At 68.9% G+C, this 16,940-nt stretch carries 16 protein-coding genes; 12 read left to right on the top strand and 4 right to left on the bottom strand.

All coding sequences use genetic code 11. The annotated features are described in order from the left end of the window. The first annotated feature begins 114 nt into the window (after window positions 1–114). A complete protein-coding gene (locus PO78_RS12400; RefSeq protein WP_004312079.1) occupies window positions 115–2,721 on the top strand; it encodes a TRAP transporter permease in 2,607 nt (868 codons plus the stop codon). 76 nt (window positions 2,722–2,797) lie between these two features. Here PO78_RS12400 and PO78_RS12395 read toward each other — a convergent pair whose 3' ends face one another. From PO78_RS12395 to argS, 4 genes are all read right to left on the bottom strand, one after another. After that, the gene (locus tag PO78_RS12395; protein ID WP_004312080.1) at window positions 2,798–3,226 is read right to left on the bottom strand and encodes a PilZ domain-containing protein; all 429 of its coding nucleotides are present in this window, start codon (window positions 3,224–3,226) and stop codon (window positions 2,798–2,800) included. Window positions 3,227–3,228: 2 nt separating this feature from the next. Next, window positions 3,229–3,855 (bottom strand): thiol:disulfide interchange protein DsbA/DsbL, encoded by a 627-nt coding sequence (locus PO78_RS12390; protein ID WP_012584602.1) that lies wholly within the window; start codon window positions 3,853–3,855, stop codon window positions 3,229–3,231. Window positions 3,856–3,928: 73 nt separating this feature from the next. After that, window positions 3,929–4,597 carry an SPOR domain-containing protein gene (locus PO78_RS12385; protein WP_012584601.1) on the bottom strand — a complete coding sequence of 223 codons (669 nt, stop codon included), beginning with the start codon at window positions 4,595–4,597 and terminating at the stop codon, window positions 3,929–3,931. Window positions 4,598–4,613: 16 nt separating this feature from the next. Beyond that, the gene (gene argS / locus PO78_RS12380; RefSeq protein WP_004306791.1) at window positions 4,614–6,377 is read right to left on the bottom strand and encodes an arginine--tRNA ligase; all 1,764 of its coding nucleotides are present in this window, start codon (window positions 6,375–6,377) and stop codon (window positions 4,614–4,616) included. 160 nt (window positions 6,378–6,537) lie between these two features. On the opposite strand from argS, the gene ubiB reads away from it, so the two are divergent. The 11 genes from ubiB to lptB all read left to right on the top strand — a co-directional run bounded on the left by ubiB (window position 6,538) and on the right by lptB (window position 16,920). Continuing rightward, a complete protein-coding gene (ubiB, locus tag PO78_RS12375; protein ID WP_004306790.1) occupies window positions 6,538–8,067 on the top strand; it encodes a ubiquinone biosynthesis regulatory protein kinase UbiB in 1,530 nt (509 codons plus the stop codon). A gap of 166 nt (window positions 8,068–8,233) precedes the next feature. Beyond that, a complete protein-coding gene (locus PO78_RS12370) occupies window positions 8,234–9,694 on the top strand; it encodes a sodium:solute symporter family protein (protein WP_012584598.1) in 1,461 nt (486 codons plus the stop codon). A 126-nt stretch (window positions 9,695–9,820) separates the two neighbouring features. Further along, window positions 9,821–10,837, top strand: a complete 1,017-nt coding sequence (gene ubiU / locus PO78_RS12365; protein ID WP_012584597.1) for a ubiquinone anaerobic biosynthesis protein UbiU — start codon at window positions 9,821–9,823, stop codon at window positions 10,835–10,837. A gap of 117 nt (window positions 10,838–10,954) precedes the next feature. Continuing rightward, the gene (locus PO78_RS12360; protein WP_004306781.1) at window positions 10,955–11,851 is read left to right on the top strand and encodes a U32 family peptidase; all 897 of its coding nucleotides are present in this window, start codon (window positions 10,955–10,957) and stop codon (window positions 11,849–11,851) included. Window positions 11,852–11,887: 36 nt separating this feature from the next. Continuing rightward, window positions 11,888–12,424, top strand: coding sequence for a ubiquinone anaerobic biosynthesis accessory factor UbiT (ubiT, locus tag PO78_RS12355; protein WP_004306779.1), 537 nt, complete (start codon window positions 11,888–11,890; stop codon window positions 12,422–12,424). 120 nt (window positions 12,425–12,544) lie between these two features. Beyond that, window positions 12,545–13,504: a thiamine-phosphate kinase gene (gene thiL, locus PO78_RS12350; protein WP_043744085.1), complete on the top strand. Its 960-nt coding sequence runs from the start codon at window positions 12,545–12,547 to the stop codon at window positions 13,502–13,504. Window positions 13,505–13,535: 31 nt separating this feature from the next. Continuing rightward, the gene (locus PO78_RS12345; RefSeq protein WP_004306772.1) at window positions 13,536–14,018 is read left to right on the top strand and encodes a phosphatidylglycerophosphatase A family protein; all 483 of its coding nucleotides are present in this window, start codon (window positions 13,536–13,538) and stop codon (window positions 14,016–14,018) included. A gap of 4 nt (window positions 14,019–14,022) precedes the next feature. After that, window positions 14,023–14,511 (top strand): nicotinamide-nucleotide amidase, encoded by a 489-nt coding sequence (gene pncC / locus PO78_RS12340; RefSeq protein WP_012584595.1) that lies wholly within the window; start codon window positions 14,023–14,025, stop codon window positions 14,509–14,511. A 196-nt stretch (window positions 14,512–14,707) separates the two neighbouring features. Further along, complete coding sequence (gene recA, locus PO78_RS12335; protein WP_004306766.1) at window positions 14,708–15,745, top strand: recombinase RecA; 1,038 nt, start codon at window positions 14,708–14,710, stop codon at window positions 15,743–15,745. A 16-nt stretch (window positions 15,746–15,761) separates the two neighbouring features. Next, window positions 15,762–16,211 (top strand): recombination regulator RecX, encoded by a 450-nt coding sequence (gene recX / locus PO78_RS12330; protein WP_004306763.1) that lies wholly within the window; start codon window positions 15,762–15,764, stop codon window positions 16,209–16,211. Then, entirely contained in the window at window positions 16,198–16,920 is a 723-nt protein-coding gene (lptB, locus tag PO78_RS12325; protein ID WP_004306760.1) for an LPS export ABC transporter ATP-binding protein, read from the top strand. Before recX ends, lptB begins: the two co-directional genes overlap by 14 nt. Window positions 16,921–16,940 lie beyond the last annotated feature (20 nt).

Below are 16,940 nucleotides of genomic sequence, written 5' to 3'. Positions count from 1 at the left end.
TTGCCACATCCCTGGCGAGCAAGCCCGATGTCACGAGAACGGCGGCGGTCCCGAGGCCCTCGCCGTTTTCTTTCCATCGTCCGTCGAATGCGGACTTTCACGACGAGGTAGGCCATGGCCAGCCCGGAAAAACAAGAACACGGTTTCGAGCTCACCGACGAACAACTCCGCCAGATCGTCGCCGAGGCCGACACGGGTGGGCGCAAGCCGACCGGATGGCCGGCGCGGCTCATCGTGCTGGTCGCGCTGGCATGGTCCCTGATGCAGCTCTGGATCGCCTCGCCGCTGCCGTTCTCGCTCGGCATGTTCGTCTTCAACGACACCGAGGCGCGCTCGATCCACCTCGCACTGGCCGTGTTTCTCGCCTTTCTCGCCTACCCGGCACTGAAGCGCTCTCCACGCGACCGGATCCCGCTCGGGGACTGGGTACTTGCAGCGGTTGGGGCGTTCTGCATGGGCTACCTGTTCCTCTTCTACAGGGAACTGGCCGCCCGCCCCGGCCTGCCGACCACGACGGACCTCGCGGTCGCCGTGTGCGGCCTGATCCTGCTGCTCGAAGCCGCACGCCGCGCACTCGGCCTGCCCATGGTCGTGCTGTCGGTGGTGTTCATCGGCTACGTCTTTCTGGGCCCCTACATGCCCGAGATGATCGCCCACCGCGGCGCCTCGCTGGCGAAGGGGATGAGCCACCTGTGGCTGACCACCGAGGGCGTGTTCGGGGTGGCCCTCGGGGTATCGACCAGCTTCATCTTCCTTTTTGTGCTGTTCGGCTCCCTGCTCGAGACCGCGGGCGCCGGCAACTACTTCATCAAGTCGGCGATCTCGCTGCTCGGGCATCTGCGCGGCGGCCCGGCCAAGGCCGCCGTGGTGGCTTCCGCGAGCACGGGATTGATCTCCGGCTCCTCGATCGCCAACGTCGTCACCACCGGCACCTTCACGATCCCGCTGATGAAACGCGTGGGGTATGCGCCCAAGAAGGCGGCGGCGGTCGAGGCCGCGGCCTCGGTCGATGGCCAGATCATGCCGCCGGTCATGGGCGCTGCGGCCTTCCTGATGGTCGAGTACGTGGGCATTCCCTACACCGAGGTCATCAAGCATGCCTTCCTGCCGGCGCTGATCTCCTACATCGCGCTCTTCTACGTGGTGCACCTCGAGGCGCTCAAGGCCGACATCCGCGGGCTGCCGCGCCGGGTGACGAAATCCGCCGGACATCGCCTGCTGTCCTTCGGCCTCACCGTGTCGGGCCTGATCGTCCTTGCCGGGGCGGTCTATTACGGCATGGGCTGGATCAAGGCGCTGGCAGGCGACGCCTCGGCGATCATCGTCGCGGTGCTCATGTTCGGCTGCTACATCGGCCTGCTGTGGTACGCGACGCGGCACCCCGAGCTGCACATGGACGACCCCAGCAGCCCCCTGACCGAGCTGCCGGAGACCGGCCCGACGCTGAAGACGGGCCTGTACTACCTGCTGCCGGTGGTCGCGCTGATCTGGAACCTGATGGTGGAGGAGCTCTCGCCTGCGCTGTCGGCGTTCTGGGCGACCCTGTTCATGATCTTCATCCTGGTCACGCAGCGCCCGCTCAAGGCGATCTTCCGCAACACCGGCAACGTGGGTGAGGCAACCCGGCAGGGCTTCGCCGACCTCCACACCGGCCTGGTCACCGGGGCGCGCAACATGATCGGCATCGGCATCGCGACCGCGACCGCCGGCATCATCGTCGGCACCGTCACGCTGACCGGTGTCGGCCTGGTGCTCACCGAGTTCGTCGAGGCGGTGTCTGGCGGCAATCTGATGGTGATGCTGGTCATGGTCGCGGTCATCTGCCTGATCCTCGGCATGGGCCTGCCCACCACGGCGAACTACATCGTGGTGTCGACCCTGATGGCGCCGGTCGTGGTCGAGGTCGGCGCGCAAAGCGGCCTGCTCGTCCCGCTGATCGCGGTGCATATGTTCGTCTTCTACTTCGGCCTGATGGCCGACGTCACCCCACCGGTCGGCCTCGCCTCCTACGCCGCCGCGGGGATCGCACGCTGCGACCCGATCGCTGCGGGCGTGCAGGCCTTCCTGTACTCGATGCGGACGGCGATCCTGCCCTTCATGTTCATCTTCAACACCCAGTTGCTGATGATCGGCGTCGATTCGGTGTGGCTGTTCGCCCTGACGGTATCGAGTGCGATCGTGGCGAACCTGATGTTCGCGGCGGCCACCCAGGGCTGGTTCATCACCCGCAACCGCGTGCACGAGTCGATCCTGCTGTTGCTGGTGACCTTCACGCTGTTCCGCCCGGGCTTCTGGATGGACATGCTGTACCCACCCTATCAGGAGCTGCCGGCCTCGGAGCTGACCCGCCTGGTCGAGGAGGCTCCACGCAACGACAACCTGCGCATCTGGGTGGAGGGGATTTCGCTCGAGGGCGAGGAAGTCTCGAAAGGCATGCTGCTTCCGCTCGGCGACACTGCGCCCAGCGCCAGGGAGCGCCTGGGCAGGGTCGGGCTGACCTTGATGAGCCTTGGAGATGAAGTCCAGGTCGCCGCGGTGCGCTTCGGGAGCCAGAGCGAGAAGCTGGGGCTGGAGCAGGGGTACAAGATCGCCCGCATCGAGGTACCGTCCGTCGACCGTCCGTCGAGGGAATGGATGTTCGTGCCCGCGCTCGCGCTGCTGGGCTTCGTCTGGTTCGCGCAGACTCGCCGCGCGCGACGGCAGCAGCCCACGCGCGCCTGAAAGACCGTGGGGGACGGACGTCGCTACCTCCAGAGCGACGTCCGTCCCCCACGACTGCCGGGCACGTCAGGAAGTTTCAGATCAGCGACGGCCCCTCGACGATTGCCGCCGCGTCCTTCTCGCTGATGCGCACGCTCGCGTTCATGATCACCAATGCGATCAGCCAGTCGCGCAAGCGCTCGGCGCCATCGCCCTCGAGCGCGCGGAAGCGGCAGCCCGCCTGCCCGCTCGCAGCGATGAAATTCACCGCCTGCGCCCGACCGCGGATGTGGTCGGGAACGCCCTCGCGCTGCAGCACGAAGTCGAAAGGCTCGCCGCCCGCCGGAGGCGTTTCGGCGGCGATGGCGAAACCATCGACCGAGATGTCGCGCAGCTCAATGCGCTCGTCGCCGATCATCACCCAGAACCAAGGCTGGCCACGGCGCTGGGCCAGGAAGCGCTGAATGCGGCGGCGCTCGGCGGCCTCGACCGCCTGCGGCACGGCGCTGGCGCCACGATCGCTCATCTTCAGCCGCGCTCCTTGCGTACGCGGGCGATCAACTCGTCGGCGACCTTGAGCGTATTCTCGTGGCTGCCGGTGAGCGAGGCCGAGGTCAGGTAGCGTCCGCCGACCACCATGGACGGCACGCCCTGGATCTTCAGCGCGCGCGCGAGCTGGTCGGCGCGCTGCACCATCGAACCCACGCCGAAAGACTTGTAGGTCTCGACGAACTTCGCCGCATCGCCCACCTTGCCGGCGACCCACTCGGAAACCTGCTGCTCGTTGAACAGCGGACGCTTGTCGTCCTGCACCGCGGCGAAGATCGCCGGCTCGAGCGCGGCGAGATCGCCGGTGATCTGCGCGGCGTAGAACAGCCGGGCGAGACCGCTCAGCTGGGCGTTGTTCCACACCGCCGGCACCGCGCGGAAGGCGACGTCGGCCGGCAGCTTCTTCTTCCACGCGGTGATCAGCGGATGAAAGTCGCGGCAGTGCGGGCAGCCGTAGTGGAAGAACTCGAGCACCTCGATCTTCGAGGGATCGTCCGCCTTCTGTGCCGGCTCGATGATCTGGAAGGGCTCGTTCGCCTGCACGACCGAGGCGGCGGGAAGGGCGAGGGCCAGGCCGGCCAGCTTGAGGGCATCACGACGATTCATGCGGAACTCCTTTGACTGAGGCTGGGTGAGACGCGGACGGCGCACGGACGTTCAATCCGCAGCGTGTCCAGGCTCACTGGTTGCGGCTCACCGAGGCATTGAAACCCGCATCGGAGAGGCGGGCCCGCATCGGGTTCATGTCCTCGGGCTTGGCGAAGGGGCCGACGCGCACGCGGTGCACGATGCGCCCGTCGGGCAGCTGGGTGCGCTGCGCGCTCGCCTGGATGCCCGAGAGCGCCAGCCGCGCCTTGAGGTTGTCCGCTTCGGACGGGTTCTCGAACGAGCCCACCTGCAGGTAGATGCGCTCGTTGCGCTGGGGCGCGGGCGGCGTCACCGCCGCGGGCTGCGGCGAGGCCTCGAACACCGGCGCGGGGGCCTGCTGCGCGGGCACGGGCGGGGGCGGCGCCTGCACCTGGGGCGCGGGCACCGGCACGACCTGCGCCGCCGACGAAGGCACGTTGTCGCCCTGCGGCAGGATGCGGTAGAACTCGAAATCCTGCTTGGCCACCGGGCGGTCGCCCGGCTTGCCGGGCAGCGCCGCCGGCCCCTGCTCCGCCGGCGCCTGCACGCGCGGCGCCACCGGCGCAGCCTGGAAGGGATTGCTGCGGGTGAAGTACCACGCCGCGCCAGCCGCGATCAGCGCACCGAAGACGAGGCCGATGAAGATGCCGATCAGCGTTCCGCCGGCGCTCTTGGCCGGTGCGCGCGCCGGCTTGCGGACCGGGCCGCGATCTCGACTCACGATTGCCCCCCCTGCATCACATCGACTCGGGCGCGGACACGCCCAGCGTCTTCAGGCCGGTGACCAGCACCTGGCGCACCGCCGCGGCGAGCGCGAGGCGGGCGAGCTTGAGCGCCTCGTCCTCGACCAGCATGCGCTCGGCGTTGTACCAGCTATGGAAGTCGGCAGCGAGATCCTTGAGGTAGAACGCGATCTGGTGCGGCGCGTAGCCGGCGGCGGCGTCCTGCACCAGCTCGGCGAAGCTCGCCAGACGCGCGCACAGCGCGAGCTCGCGCTCGTTCTGCAGCAGGCCGAGGTCGGCACCGGCCAGCTCCGCGGCCTCGCCGCCCCACTGGTCGAGCACCGAGCACACGCGGGCGTGGGCGTACTGGACGTAATACACCGGATTCTCGTTGCTCTGGCTCTTGGCGAGGTCGAGGTCGAAGTCGAGGTGCTGGTCGGACTTGCGCAGCACGTAGAAGAAGCGGCAGGCATCGTTGCCCACCTCGCGGCGCAGCTCGCGCAGGGTGACGAACTCGCCCGAGCGGGTGGACATCGAGGTCTTCTGGCCGTCGCGGTAGAGCACCGCGAACTGCACCAAGGCCACGTCCAGTCGGGCCGGATCGAGCCCGAGCGCGGCGATCGCGCCCTTCACGCGCGGGATGTAGCCGTGGTGGTCGGCGCCCCAGATGTCGATCATGCGGTCGAAGCCGCGCTCGTACTTGTTGAGGTGGTAGGCGATGTCGGAGGCGAAGTAGGTGAAGAGGCCGTTCTCGCGCTGCACGACGCGGTCCTTCTCGTCGCCGAAGGCGGTGGAGCGGAACCACTTCGCGCCGTCCTGGAGATAGATGTGACCGGCCTTCTCGAGCTGGATCACCGCGCGCTCGACCAGGCCGGTGTCGAACAGGCTCTGCTCCGAGAACCACTTGTCGAAGCGCACGCCGAACTCCTGCAGGTCCTCGCGACCATCGCCGAGCTGCTCGTTGAGCGCGAAGCCGTGCACCCAAGGGTAGTCCTCGCCGAGCAGCTTCTTGGCGTTGGCGATCAGCGCGTCGAGGTGTTCCTCGCGCTGTTGCTTGGCCTCGTCGTCCTTGCGATCGGAAGGCGGCAGGCCGGGCGTCCCGGCCAGGATCTGCATGGCGGTGACCTTGGCGAAGCGGTCCTGGTGGGCGTCGCGCATCTCGCGACCCATGTCGACCACGTAGTCGCCCCGGTAGGCGTTGGGCGGGAAGGGAATCTCGATGCCGAAGAAGGCGAGGTAGCGCAGCCAGGTCGACAGCGCCAGGATGTCCATCTGGCGGCCAGCGTCGTTCACGTAGTACTCGCGGCTGACCTCGTAGCCGGCGAAGGCGAGCACGTCCGAGAGCGAGGCGCCATAGGCGGCGCCGCGACCGTGGCCGACGTGGAGCGGGCCGGTGGGGTTGGCGGAGACGAACTCCACCTGCACCTTGATGCCCTTGCCTGCCCCGCGGCCGAAATCCGCGCCCCTGGCCAGCACCTCGCGCACCACCGCGGTCTTGGCGTCGGAGGCGAGCGTGAAGTTGATGAAGCCGGCGCCGGCGACCTCGGCCCTGGCGACCAGCTTCGAGGGCGGCAGCTCGGCGAGCAGCAGGCCGGCGAGCTCGCGCGGGTTGCGCTTGAGCGGCTTGGCGAGCTGCAGCGCGAGGTTGGTGGCGAAGTCGCCGTGGCTCGCCTGCTTGGGGCGCTCCAGCAGGATGGGGGTGGCTGCCAGCTCCGGCGCCACGCTCTTCAGCGCAGTCTGGAGCAGGTCGGTCAGCAGGACTTTGGGATCGGCGCTCATGGCACTCGGAATGAATTCGAAACGCGCGATTATAGCGGATCGGCACGGTCCGCCCCGGCGAGGATGTGAGCGCAGGTTGCGCTGCGGTGCGCTCCCGCCCGTTCCCCCGCAGGCGCTTTCGGGCTAAAGTCCGCGGTTTGCGTCTGCCCGGCCTGTTAACGTGCGCCTCTTCCGCCTCGCCAAGATCGTCTCCGTCAGCCTGCGCTTCGGCCTCGACCGCATGGTGCTCGACGCCGACAGCAGTGGCCGGCTGGCGCACGTGTGGCACAAGGTCTTCTTCTGGCGCACCTTTTCCGAGTCGCGCGGCGCGCGCCTGCGCCAGGCGCTGGAGTCGCTCGGGCCGATCTTCGTCAAGTTCGGCCAGATGCTGTCGACCCGGCGCGACCTGTTGCCGCCCGACCTCGCCGACGAGCTCGCCCTGCTGCAGGACCGCGTCCCGCCCTTCCCGACCGAGCAGGCGCTCGAAGTGCTGGAAGGCTTCTACGGTCGTCCGATCGACGAGGTCTTCGACGACTTCGAGCGCACGCCGGTGGCCTCGGCCTCGGTGGCGCAAGTGCATTTCGCGCGCCTGCCCGACGGCACCGACGTCGCGGTCAAGGTGCTGCGCCCGGGCATCGAGCGCGTCATCGAGCACGACCTCGCCCTGCTCGAAGTCGCCGCGGTGCTGCTGGAGAAGATCTGGCCCGAAGGCCGCCGCCTCAAGCCACGCGAGGTGGTCGCAGAGTTCAGCAAGTACCTGCACGACGAGCTCGACCTGATGCGCGAGGCGGCCAACTGCTCGCAGCTGCGGCGCAACTTCACCGACTCCTCGCTGCTGATCGTGCCCGAGGTGTATTGGGACTGGTGCGGCAGCAAGGTCATGGTGATGGAGCGCATGCGCGGCGTGCCGATCTCGCAGACGCCGGCGCTGCTCGCCCAGGGCACCGATTTGAAAGCACTCTCCCGTGCCGGCGTGGAGATCTTCTTCACCCAGGTCTTCCGCGACGGCTTCTTCCACGCCGACATGCACCCGGGCAACATCTTCGTGCATCAGGACGGGCGCTACATCGCGCTCGACTTCGGCATCATGGGCACGCTCAACGAGGTGGACAAGAACTACCTCGCGACCAACTTCCTCGCCTTCTTCAAGCGCGACTACCGGCGCGTGGCGCTCGCCCACATCGAGGCCGGCTGGGTGCCGGCAAAGACGCGGGTGGACGAGTTCGAGGCGGCGATCCGCACCGTGTGCGAACCGATCTTCGACAAGCCCTTGAAGGACATCTCCTTCGGCAAGACCCTGCTGCGCCTGTTCCAGACCGCGCGCCGCTTCGAGATGGAGGTGCAGCCGCAGCTCGTGCTGCTGCAGAAGACCCTGCTCAACATCGAGGGTCTGGGCCGCCAGCTCGACCCCGAGCTCGATCTGTGGAAGACCGCCAAGCCCTTCCTCGAGCGCTGGATGGACGAGCGCATGGGCGTGCGCGCGCTGGTGCGCGGGGTCAAGGAAGAGGCGCCGGCCTGGGCCGGCACCCTGCCGCAGCTGCCGCGCCTGGTGCATCAGGCGCTCACCGAATCGGCCCGTCACCAGAGCGCCCAGCAGCAGCGCCTCGAAGAGCTCGCCGCCGGGCAACGCACCCAGGGCCGCCTGCTGCTCTTCATCGGCGCCGTCGCCATGGGCCTGCTCGGCCTGGAGCTCTACCGCCTGTTCGGCTGACGCGCGCCGCGGCATTCAACGCCGACGTTGCGCCCATGCAATAAAGCGCGAACGATCAAGCCCTTGGCGCGCGCATCCCGCCCCCCGCGGCGGCGTTCTGTTGGTACACTCGCGCCCTCTTTTTTCGCTCACCGCGCGCGGATGCGCCAACACGAAAGGCCCAACCATGCTGCTCTGGCTTGTCGTCGCCTACCTGGTCGTCTCCATCGGCATCGGCCTGTATGCCGCCACCCGGGTGCACAATGCGCGTGACTACATCACCGCAGGGCGCAACCTGCCGATGATCGTCGTGCTGGCGATGGTGTTCGCCACCTGGTTCGGCGCCGAGACCGTGCTCGGCATCTCCGCCACCTTCCTCGAGGAAGGCTTCCACGGCCTGATCTCCGACCCGCTCGGCGCCTCGGCCTGCCTGGTGCTGTTCGGCCTCGTCTTCGCCCGCCCGTTGTACCGCATGAACCTGCTCACGCTGGGCGATTTCTTCCGCGTGCGCTACAACCGCACGACCGAACTCGTGCTGTCGATCTGCATCGTGCTCTCCTACCTGGGCTGGGTGGCGGCGCAGGTCACCGCGCTCGGGCTGGTGTTCAACGTGCTCTCGGGCGACGCGGTCACGATGAACCAGGGCATGCTGATCGGCGCCGGCGTCGTCCTCGTCTATACCCTGTTCGGTGGCATGTGGTCGGTGGCGATGACCACCTTCGTGCAGATGATCGTGATCGTGATCGGCCTGGTCTGGGTGAGCTGGATCGCCGGCGACATGGCGGGCGGCTTCGACAACGTGATCGCCAAGGCCGCGGCCGAAGGCAAGTTCGAGTTCCTGCCCGCGCTGGACGCGGTCGAGATCGTCGCCTGGATCGCCGCGTTCGCCACCATGGCGCTCGGCTCTATCCCGCAGCAGGACGTGTTCCAGCGCGTGAATTCCTCCAGGAACGAGCGCGTCGCGATCTGGGGCACGACGCTCGGCGGGGTGAGCTACTTCTTCTTCGCCGCGGTGCCGCTCTTCCTCGCCTACACCGCCAACATCATCGATCCCGGCATGGTCGAGCGCCTGATGGAGCAGGACTCGCAGCTCATCCTGCCGACGCTGATCCTGCAGTACATGCCCTTCTACGCCCAGGTGATCTTCTTCGGCGCGCTGCTGTCGGTCATCATGTCGACCGCCTCCGGCACCCTGCTCGCCCCCTCGGTGACCTTCTCCGAGAACGTGCTGCGCGGCTTCTTCCCGGGCATGGGCGACCGCGCCTTCCTGCTCAGCACGCGCATCACCGTGGTGCTGTTCACCGCCTTCGTCACCTGGTACGCCACCAGCACCGAATCCTCGATCCACGAGATGGTCGAGAACGCCTACCGCGTCACCCTGGCCGGCGCCTTCGTGCCGCTCGCCGCCGGCCTGTTCTGGAAGCGCGCCAACAACCTCGGCGCCGCGCTGGCGATCATCCTCGGCCTGTCGACCTGGATCCTCTTCGAGCTCTTCGTCCCCGAAGGCGACATCGAGCCCCAGCTCTACGGCGTGGCGGCGAGCGCGCTCGGCATGCTGGCGGGTGGACTGATCGGCCGGCAGCCGCACCACCGCCCGCACATCGGCGGCCACCATGCGGCGGCGGGTACCCACCACACGCATCGCTGACCGTCCCGCGCCCGCCCGGGTGCGTGCAGCCCGCACCGGCGGCCGACGCGTTTGATGGTGATCAACGCGTCGGTCGCCGGTCTCGTTTATGGTTGCGGCGTTTTTTTCCTCTGGAAACCCCGCTCCATGTCCGTGTCTTCCCCGATCGAACTCGTCTGCCCCGCGGGCAGCCTTCCGGCCCTCAAGACGGCCATCGATCACGGCGCCGACTGCGTCTATCTCGGTTTCAAGGACGCCACCAACGCACGCAACTTTTCCGGGCTCAATTTCGATCCGGCGCAGGTGCGCGAGGGTGTCGCCTATGCGCACGCACGCAAGCGCAAGGTGCTGCTGGCGCTCAACACCTATCCCCAGACCGACAACTGGTCGTCCTGGACACAGGCGATCGACCGCGCCGCCGACTACGGCGTTGACGCGGTGATCCTCGCCGATCCCGGGCTCATGGCCTACGCCGCAAAGACCCACCCGCAGCTGCGCCTGCACCTGTCGGTGCAGGGCTCGGCGACCAGCTACGAGGCGATCAACTGGTACCGCGAACGCTTCGGCATCCAGCGCGCGGTGCTGCCGCGCGTGCTGTCGATGGCCCAGGTCGAGAGCGTGGTCGCCAACACCCAAGTCGAGATCGAGGTGTTCGGCTTCGGCGGCCTGTGCGTGATGGTCGAGGGCCGCTGCGCACTGTCGGCCTACGCCACCGGCGAGTCGCCCAACTGCAACGGCGCCTGCTCGCCGGGCAAGCACGTGCGCTGGGAAGACACCCCGCGCGGCATGGAGACGCGGCTCAACGGCATCCTCATCGACCGCTTCTCCGAAGGCGAGCGTGCCGGCTATCCCACCCTTTGCAAGGGTCGCTTCGAGGTCAACGACGAGACCTACTACGCCCTCGAGGAGCCCACCAGCCTCAACACGCTCGAGTTGCTGCCCGAACTCGCGCGCATCGGCATCCGCGCGATCAAGATCGAGGGTCGCCAGCGCAGCCCGGCCTACGTCGCCCAGGTCACCAAGGTGTGGCGTGCCGCGCTCGACAAGTTGAACAGCGGCGGCGCCGCAGGTTTCAGCGTGCTGCCGGCGTGGATGGCCGAACTCAACAAGGTCTCCGAAGGCCAGAGCCACACCCTCGGCGCCTACTACCGCCCGTGGAAGTGAGCCTCGCGCCGACCGCCCGCGCCGTCCCGACCCGATCCGATCGCCGCCGCGCGGAGCAGGCGCCCGCAGCGCGCCCGCCCGCGGCGTCGAGCCCCCCATCCGAATGAGAACCGCCCGATGAAACTCGCCCTCGGCCCCCTGCTCTACTACTGGCCCCACCAGAGCGTGCTCGACTTCTACGCCGACCTGGCCGAAGCCCCGCTCGACAGTGTTTACCTCGGCGAGACGGTGTGCTCGCGCCGCCACGAACTGCGCCTGGACGACTGGCTGGAGGTCGGCAAGGTTCTCGCCGCCGCCGGCAAGGAGGTGGTGATCAGCTCGCAGGCCCTGATCGAATCCGAGTCCGACCTCAAGACCCTGCGCCGCATCGTCCGGCAGCACGACTTCCGCGTCGAGGCCAACGACATGGGCGCGGTGCGCCTGCTCGTCGAGGCCGGCGTGGACAACTGGATCGCCGGCCCCACGCTGAACATCTTCAACCCCACGACGCTGCAGCTCATGATCGACTCGGGCGCGACGCGCTGGGCGGTCGCCCCCGAGATGTCGGGCGCGGCGCTCGCCGAGGTGCGCGCCGCGCTCGCCAGGCCGATCGAGACCGAAGTCTTCGCCTACGGTCGCCTGCCACTGGCGCACTCGGCGCGCTGCTTCACCGCCCGTCACTTCAACCTGCAAAAGGACACCTGCGAGTTCCGCTGCCTGTCGATCATGGACGGGATCACGCTGCGCACCCGCGAGGGCGCGCCCTTCCTGACGCTCAACGGCGTGCAGACCCAGTCTGCACGGGTGCACAACCTGCTCGGCGACCTGCCCGCCGTGCGCGCCAGCGCCGAGGTGCTGCGCATCAGCCCGCAGGGCGCGCACACTCGCCAGATCGTCGAACTCTTCCGCGCCGCGCTCGACGAGCAGCGCGGTCCGGCGGACGCGCTCGCCGCCAGCCGCGAGTGGATGGTCGAGGAGCCCTGCAACGGCTTCTGGCACGGCCGCGCCGGCGTCGAACAGTACGTCGCCGCCTGACCCCTTTCCGACCTGCTGCAAACCCGGAGTCCGCACATGCCCGCACTGCCTGCCCTGCCCCGCCCGCCGCTGCCTTCGCACTTGCTGCCCGGCAGCCTGCGCCAGCGCATCGGCGAACGCCTCGCCACCCTGCGCATCCCCGACTTCACCGTGCCCGCCCCGGTGGCGAAGCTGGTGTCGCGCCTGCCCCAGCAGCCGCCGACCCACGTGCTCACGCTCGCGCTCAACCTCGCGCTCGACCGCATCCTGCCGCGCGACACCCTCGAACCGCTGAGCGGCCGCCACCTGCAGATGCGTGTGCTCGACGCCGGGCTGACGCTCGACTTCACCCTCGGCGAGCGCGGCTTCCGCCGTGCCACCCCGGCCGCGGGCGCCAGACCGGACCTGATCCTCTCCGCCACCACGCGCGACTTCATGGCGCTGGCACTGCGCGAGGAAGACCCCGACACCCTTTTCTTCAGCCGCCGCCTGCGCATGGAAGGCGACACCGATCTCGGCCTGCTGGTCAAGAACACGCTCGACGCGGTGGACTGGGACGCCCTCAAGGCGAAGCTGCTCGGCCGCCACGGCTGACCCCCTGCAGGAGCGGCGCAAGCCGCGAACCGGCCCCTCCGGCCACCGCCGCGCATCGACCGCAGCGCGTCCGTCCGCATCCGCGGTAAGCTCGCGGTCCGCTGCCCGACGTTTGCCGCCATGCCCTCCGAATTCGACCTGATCCGGCGCCACTTCACCCGCCCCGCGCGCCACACCGAGCTCGCCGTGGGCGACGACGCCGCCCTGCTAGCGCCGCGCCCCGGCATGCGGCTGGCGGTGTCCACCGACATGCTGGTGGCCGGCACCCACTTCTTCGCCGACACCAACCCGGAAGGGCTAGGCTGGAAGACGCTCGCGGTAAACGTCTCCGACCTCGCCGCCATGGGCGCCGAGCCGCGCTGGGCCTTCCTCGCGCTCGCGCTGCCGCAGGCGGACGAGGCCTGGATCGCTGCGTTCGCGCGCGGCTTCTTCGCCTGCGCCGACGCCTTCGCGATCGACCTCGCCGGCGGCGACACCACGCGCGGACCGCTGACGCTTTCAGTGACCATCGTCGGCGAGGTCCCGGCCGGCGCCGCGATCACCCGTGGCGGAGCGCGCGCGGGCGACGACTTGTGGATCTCGGGCCAGCCCGGCCGCGCCGCGCTCGGGCTCGCGGCGCTGCGCGGCGAAACCGGCCTGGACGCCATCCACCACGCCGAATTCGTCAACGCCCTGCAACGGCCGCAGCCGCGCGTAGCGCTCGGGCTCGCGCTGCGCAGCCTGGCGAGCGCGATGCTGGACGTCTCCGACGGCCTGCTCGGCGATCTGCGACACCTCCTCGAATGCTCGGGCACGGGTGCCATCGTCGAGGTCGGGGCGCTGCCGCTCGCCGCGCTCGCCGCCAGCGGCGCCGATCCCGCGCTGTGCCGGCGCTGCCTGCTCGCGGGCGGAGACGACTACGAGCTGCTGTTCGCGGCCGCGCCCCGACACCGTGCCGAGATCGATGCCTTGTCGGCCCGACTCGACCTCCCCCTGCATCGCATCGGCGAATTCACCCCCGCACGCGAGCGCCTGCTGCTGCGCGAGGCCGACGGCGGCCTGGCGACCCCGGCCGCATGCGGCTACGATCACTTCGCCTGAGGCCCGATCCGGCCCACCTCTCGAAACGACCATGCGCCCCACCGCCCGCCTGCTGATGAGCCACCCCGCCCACTTCATCTCGCTGGGCTTCGGCGCCGGGCTGTCGCCGTGGGCGCCGGGCACGGTCGGCACCCTGCTCGGGTGGGCGATCTACCCACTGATCCGCACCCCGGTGTCGGAGTTCGTCTTCCTCGCACTGCTCGCCAGCTTCTTCCTCGCCGGCGTGCTCGCCGCCGAGCGCACCGGGCAAGCGCTGGGGGTGCCAGACCACGGCGGCATCGTCTGGGACGAGATGGTGGCGATCTGGCTGGTGCTGCTGTTCACCCCCGCCGGGCTGCTGTGGCAGGCGATCGCGGTCGCACTGTTCCGCTTCTTCGACATCGTCAAACCGCCTCCGGTGCGCTGGGCCGACCGCAGCTTCAAGGGCGGCTTCGGGGTCATGTTCGACGACCTCGTCGCCGCCGGCTACACCCTGCTGGCGCTCGCGGTGCTGGTCCACCTGCTGGGGAGCTGAGACCATGACCGATCACGAACTCGACGCCCTCGCGCGCAGGGTGGGCGAAGCCCTCGCCAACCGCAGGCTGTGGCTGGCCACCGCGGAGTCCTGCACCGGCGGCTGGATCGCCGAGGCCGTCACCGCGATCGCCGGCAGCTCGGGCTGGTTCGACCGCGGCTTCGTGACCTACTCGAACGACGCCAAGGCTGACATGCTCGGCGTGCGCGCCGCGACGCTGGAGACGCACGGCGCGGTCAGCGAAGCCACCGTGAGCGAAATGGCCGCGGGCGCGCTCGACCGCAGCCGCGCCGACCTCGCGGTGGCCGTGTCCGGGGTCGCGGGACCGGGTGGAGGCAGCCCCGCCAAGCCGGTCGGCACGGTCTGCCTCGCTTGGGCACGGCGCGACGGCCCCACCGGGGTCGTCACCGTCCATCTCGACGGCGACCGCGCCGCGGTGCGCCGGCAGACGGTGATCCTCGCCCTGCAAGGCGTACTCGAACGCTGCGTCTGAGGGGCGCAGGGCGCACGGGGCCGGGAAATCCGAACCGCCACCCTCGCCACTTCGCCGGACGCAGCCCCGCGCCGGAAATCCGCATGACATGTTTGCTGTAATTGCATACAGGCTCTACACTTACGGCATCAGGCCTGCACCCCGCATGTCTGCAATCTTTGTGCCATAATCAGGCAATCAAACAGGACGCACTTCCATGGACGAAAACAAGGCCAAAGCCCTCTCCGCGGCGCTGTCGCAGATCGAAAAGCAGTTCGGCAAGGGTTCGATCATGCGCATGGGCGACGGCAGCATCGAGCGCGACATCCAGACCGTCTCCACCGGCTCGCTCGGACTCGACATCGCGCTCGGGCTCGGCGGTCTGCCGCGCGGTCGGGTGGTCGAGATCTACGGCCCCGAATCCTCCGGCAAGACCACGCTCACCCTGCAGGTCATCGCCGAGATGCAGAAGCTCGGCGGCACCGCGGCCTTCATCGACGCCGAGCACGCGCTCGACGTCGGCTACGCGGAAAAACTCGGCGTCGACATCGAGGATCTGCTGATCTCGCAGCCCGACACCGGCGAACAGGCGCTCGAGATCGCCGACATGCTGGTGCGCTCGGGCGGCGTGGACATCGTGGTCATCGACTCGGTCGCCGCGCTCACCCCCAAGGCCGAGATCGAGGGCGAGATGGGCGACCAGCTCCCCGGCCTGCAGGCCCGCCTGATGTCGCAGGCACTGCGCAAGCTCACCGCCAACATCAAGCGCACCAATACCCTGGTGATCTTCATCAACCAGATCCGCATGAAGATCGGCGTGATGTTCGGCAGCCCGGAGACCACCACCGGCGGCAACGCGCTCAAGTTCTACGCCTCGGTGCGCATGGACATCCGCCGCACCGGCACGATCAAGAAGGGTGACGAGGTGGTCGGCTCCGAGACCCGCGTCAAGGTGGTCAAGAACAAGGTCTCGCCACCGTTCAAGGAAGCCCACTTCGACATCCTTTACGGCGAGGGCATCTCGCGCGAAGGCGAGATCATCGACCTCGGCGTCGAGCACAAGATCGTCGACAAGTCGGGCGCCTGGTACGCCTACAAGGGCGACAAGATCGGCCAGGGCAAGGACAACTCGCGCGAGTTCCTGCGCGCCAACCCGGTGCTGGCCCGCGAGATCGAGAACAAGGTGCGGGTCGCGGTCGGCCTGCCCGAGCTGCCGCCCGCCGCCGCGTCCGCCCCGGCGCCGGCCGAGGCCTGACCCCGTCGGCACCGACATGGGCGAGCCGAGCCTGCGCGAACGTGCGCTCCGCCATCTCGCCCGGCGCGACCACTCGCGCGCCGAACTTGCGCGCAAGCTCGCACCCCATGGCGAGCCGGCCGAGATCGAAGCGGTGCTCGAGCGCATGCGCGAGCTCGGCCTGCAGTCCGACGAGCGCTACGCCGAGGCCTTCGTGCGCGGCAAGGCGGCGCGCTTCGGCACCGCACGATTGCGCAACGAGCTCGTGCGGCGAGGCATCGACCGTGACCGGATCGACGAGGCGCTCGCCGACGAGTGCGTAGAATCCGAGATCGAGCGGGCGCGCGCGGTGCTGCACGGCCGCTTCGCCACCCCACCCGCCGACGCACGCGAATGGGCGCGCCAGGCGCGCTTCCTGCAAACCCGGGGCTTCGCCCCCGAGCTGATCCGCAAGCTGCTGAAAGAGCCCTACGATGAGTCTGCTTAAGGTCGCCGGCCTGCAAAAGCGCTACAAGGCGCGCACCGTGGTGCATGACGTCGGCTTCGAGGTCGGCTCGGGCGAGGTCGTCGGCCTGCTCGGTCCCAACGGCGCCGGCAAGACCACCTGCTTCTACATGATTGTGGGTCTAGTGCGCGCCGACGGCGGCCAGATCGCCCTCGACGGCACCGACCTCACCCACCTGCCGATCCACGCCCGCGCGCGCTTGGGCCTGTCCTACCTGCCGCAGGAGATGAGCGTGTTCCGCAAGCTCAGCGTGGCCGAGAATATCCGCGCCGTGCTCGAACTCCAGGGGCTTGAACGCCGCCAGATCGAGGAGCGGCTCGAGGAACTGCTGATGGAACTGGGCATCCATCACCTGCGCGACAACACCGCGATCTCGCTCTCGGGCGGGGAGCGCCGGCGCTGCGAGATCGCCCGCGCGCTCGCCACCGACCCGCGCCTGATCCTGCTCGACGAGCCCTTCGCCGGGGTCGATCCGATCGCGGTCATCGACATCCAGAAGATCATCCGCTTCCTCAAGGAGCGCGGCATCGGCGTGCTGATCACCGACCACAACGTGCGCGAGACCTTGGGCATCTGCGACCGCGCCTACATCATCAGCGAAGGTCGCGTGCTGGCGAGCGGAGAACCTACCGAGATCATCGAGAACGAGCGCGTGCGCCAGGTCTACCTCGGCGAGCACTTCCGCCTGTGAGCCCGCCCTCCTGCCGACCG

It is taken from the genome of Thauera sp. SWB20 (assembly GCF_000831325.1).
Taxonomy (GTDB): Bacteria; Pseudomonadota; Gammaproteobacteria; order Burkholderiales; family Rhodocyclaceae; genus Thauera; species Thauera aminoaromatica.
The sequence above is the reverse complement of the archived record's forward strand: the minus strand, read 5'-3'. Positions and strand labels throughout refer to the sequence as shown.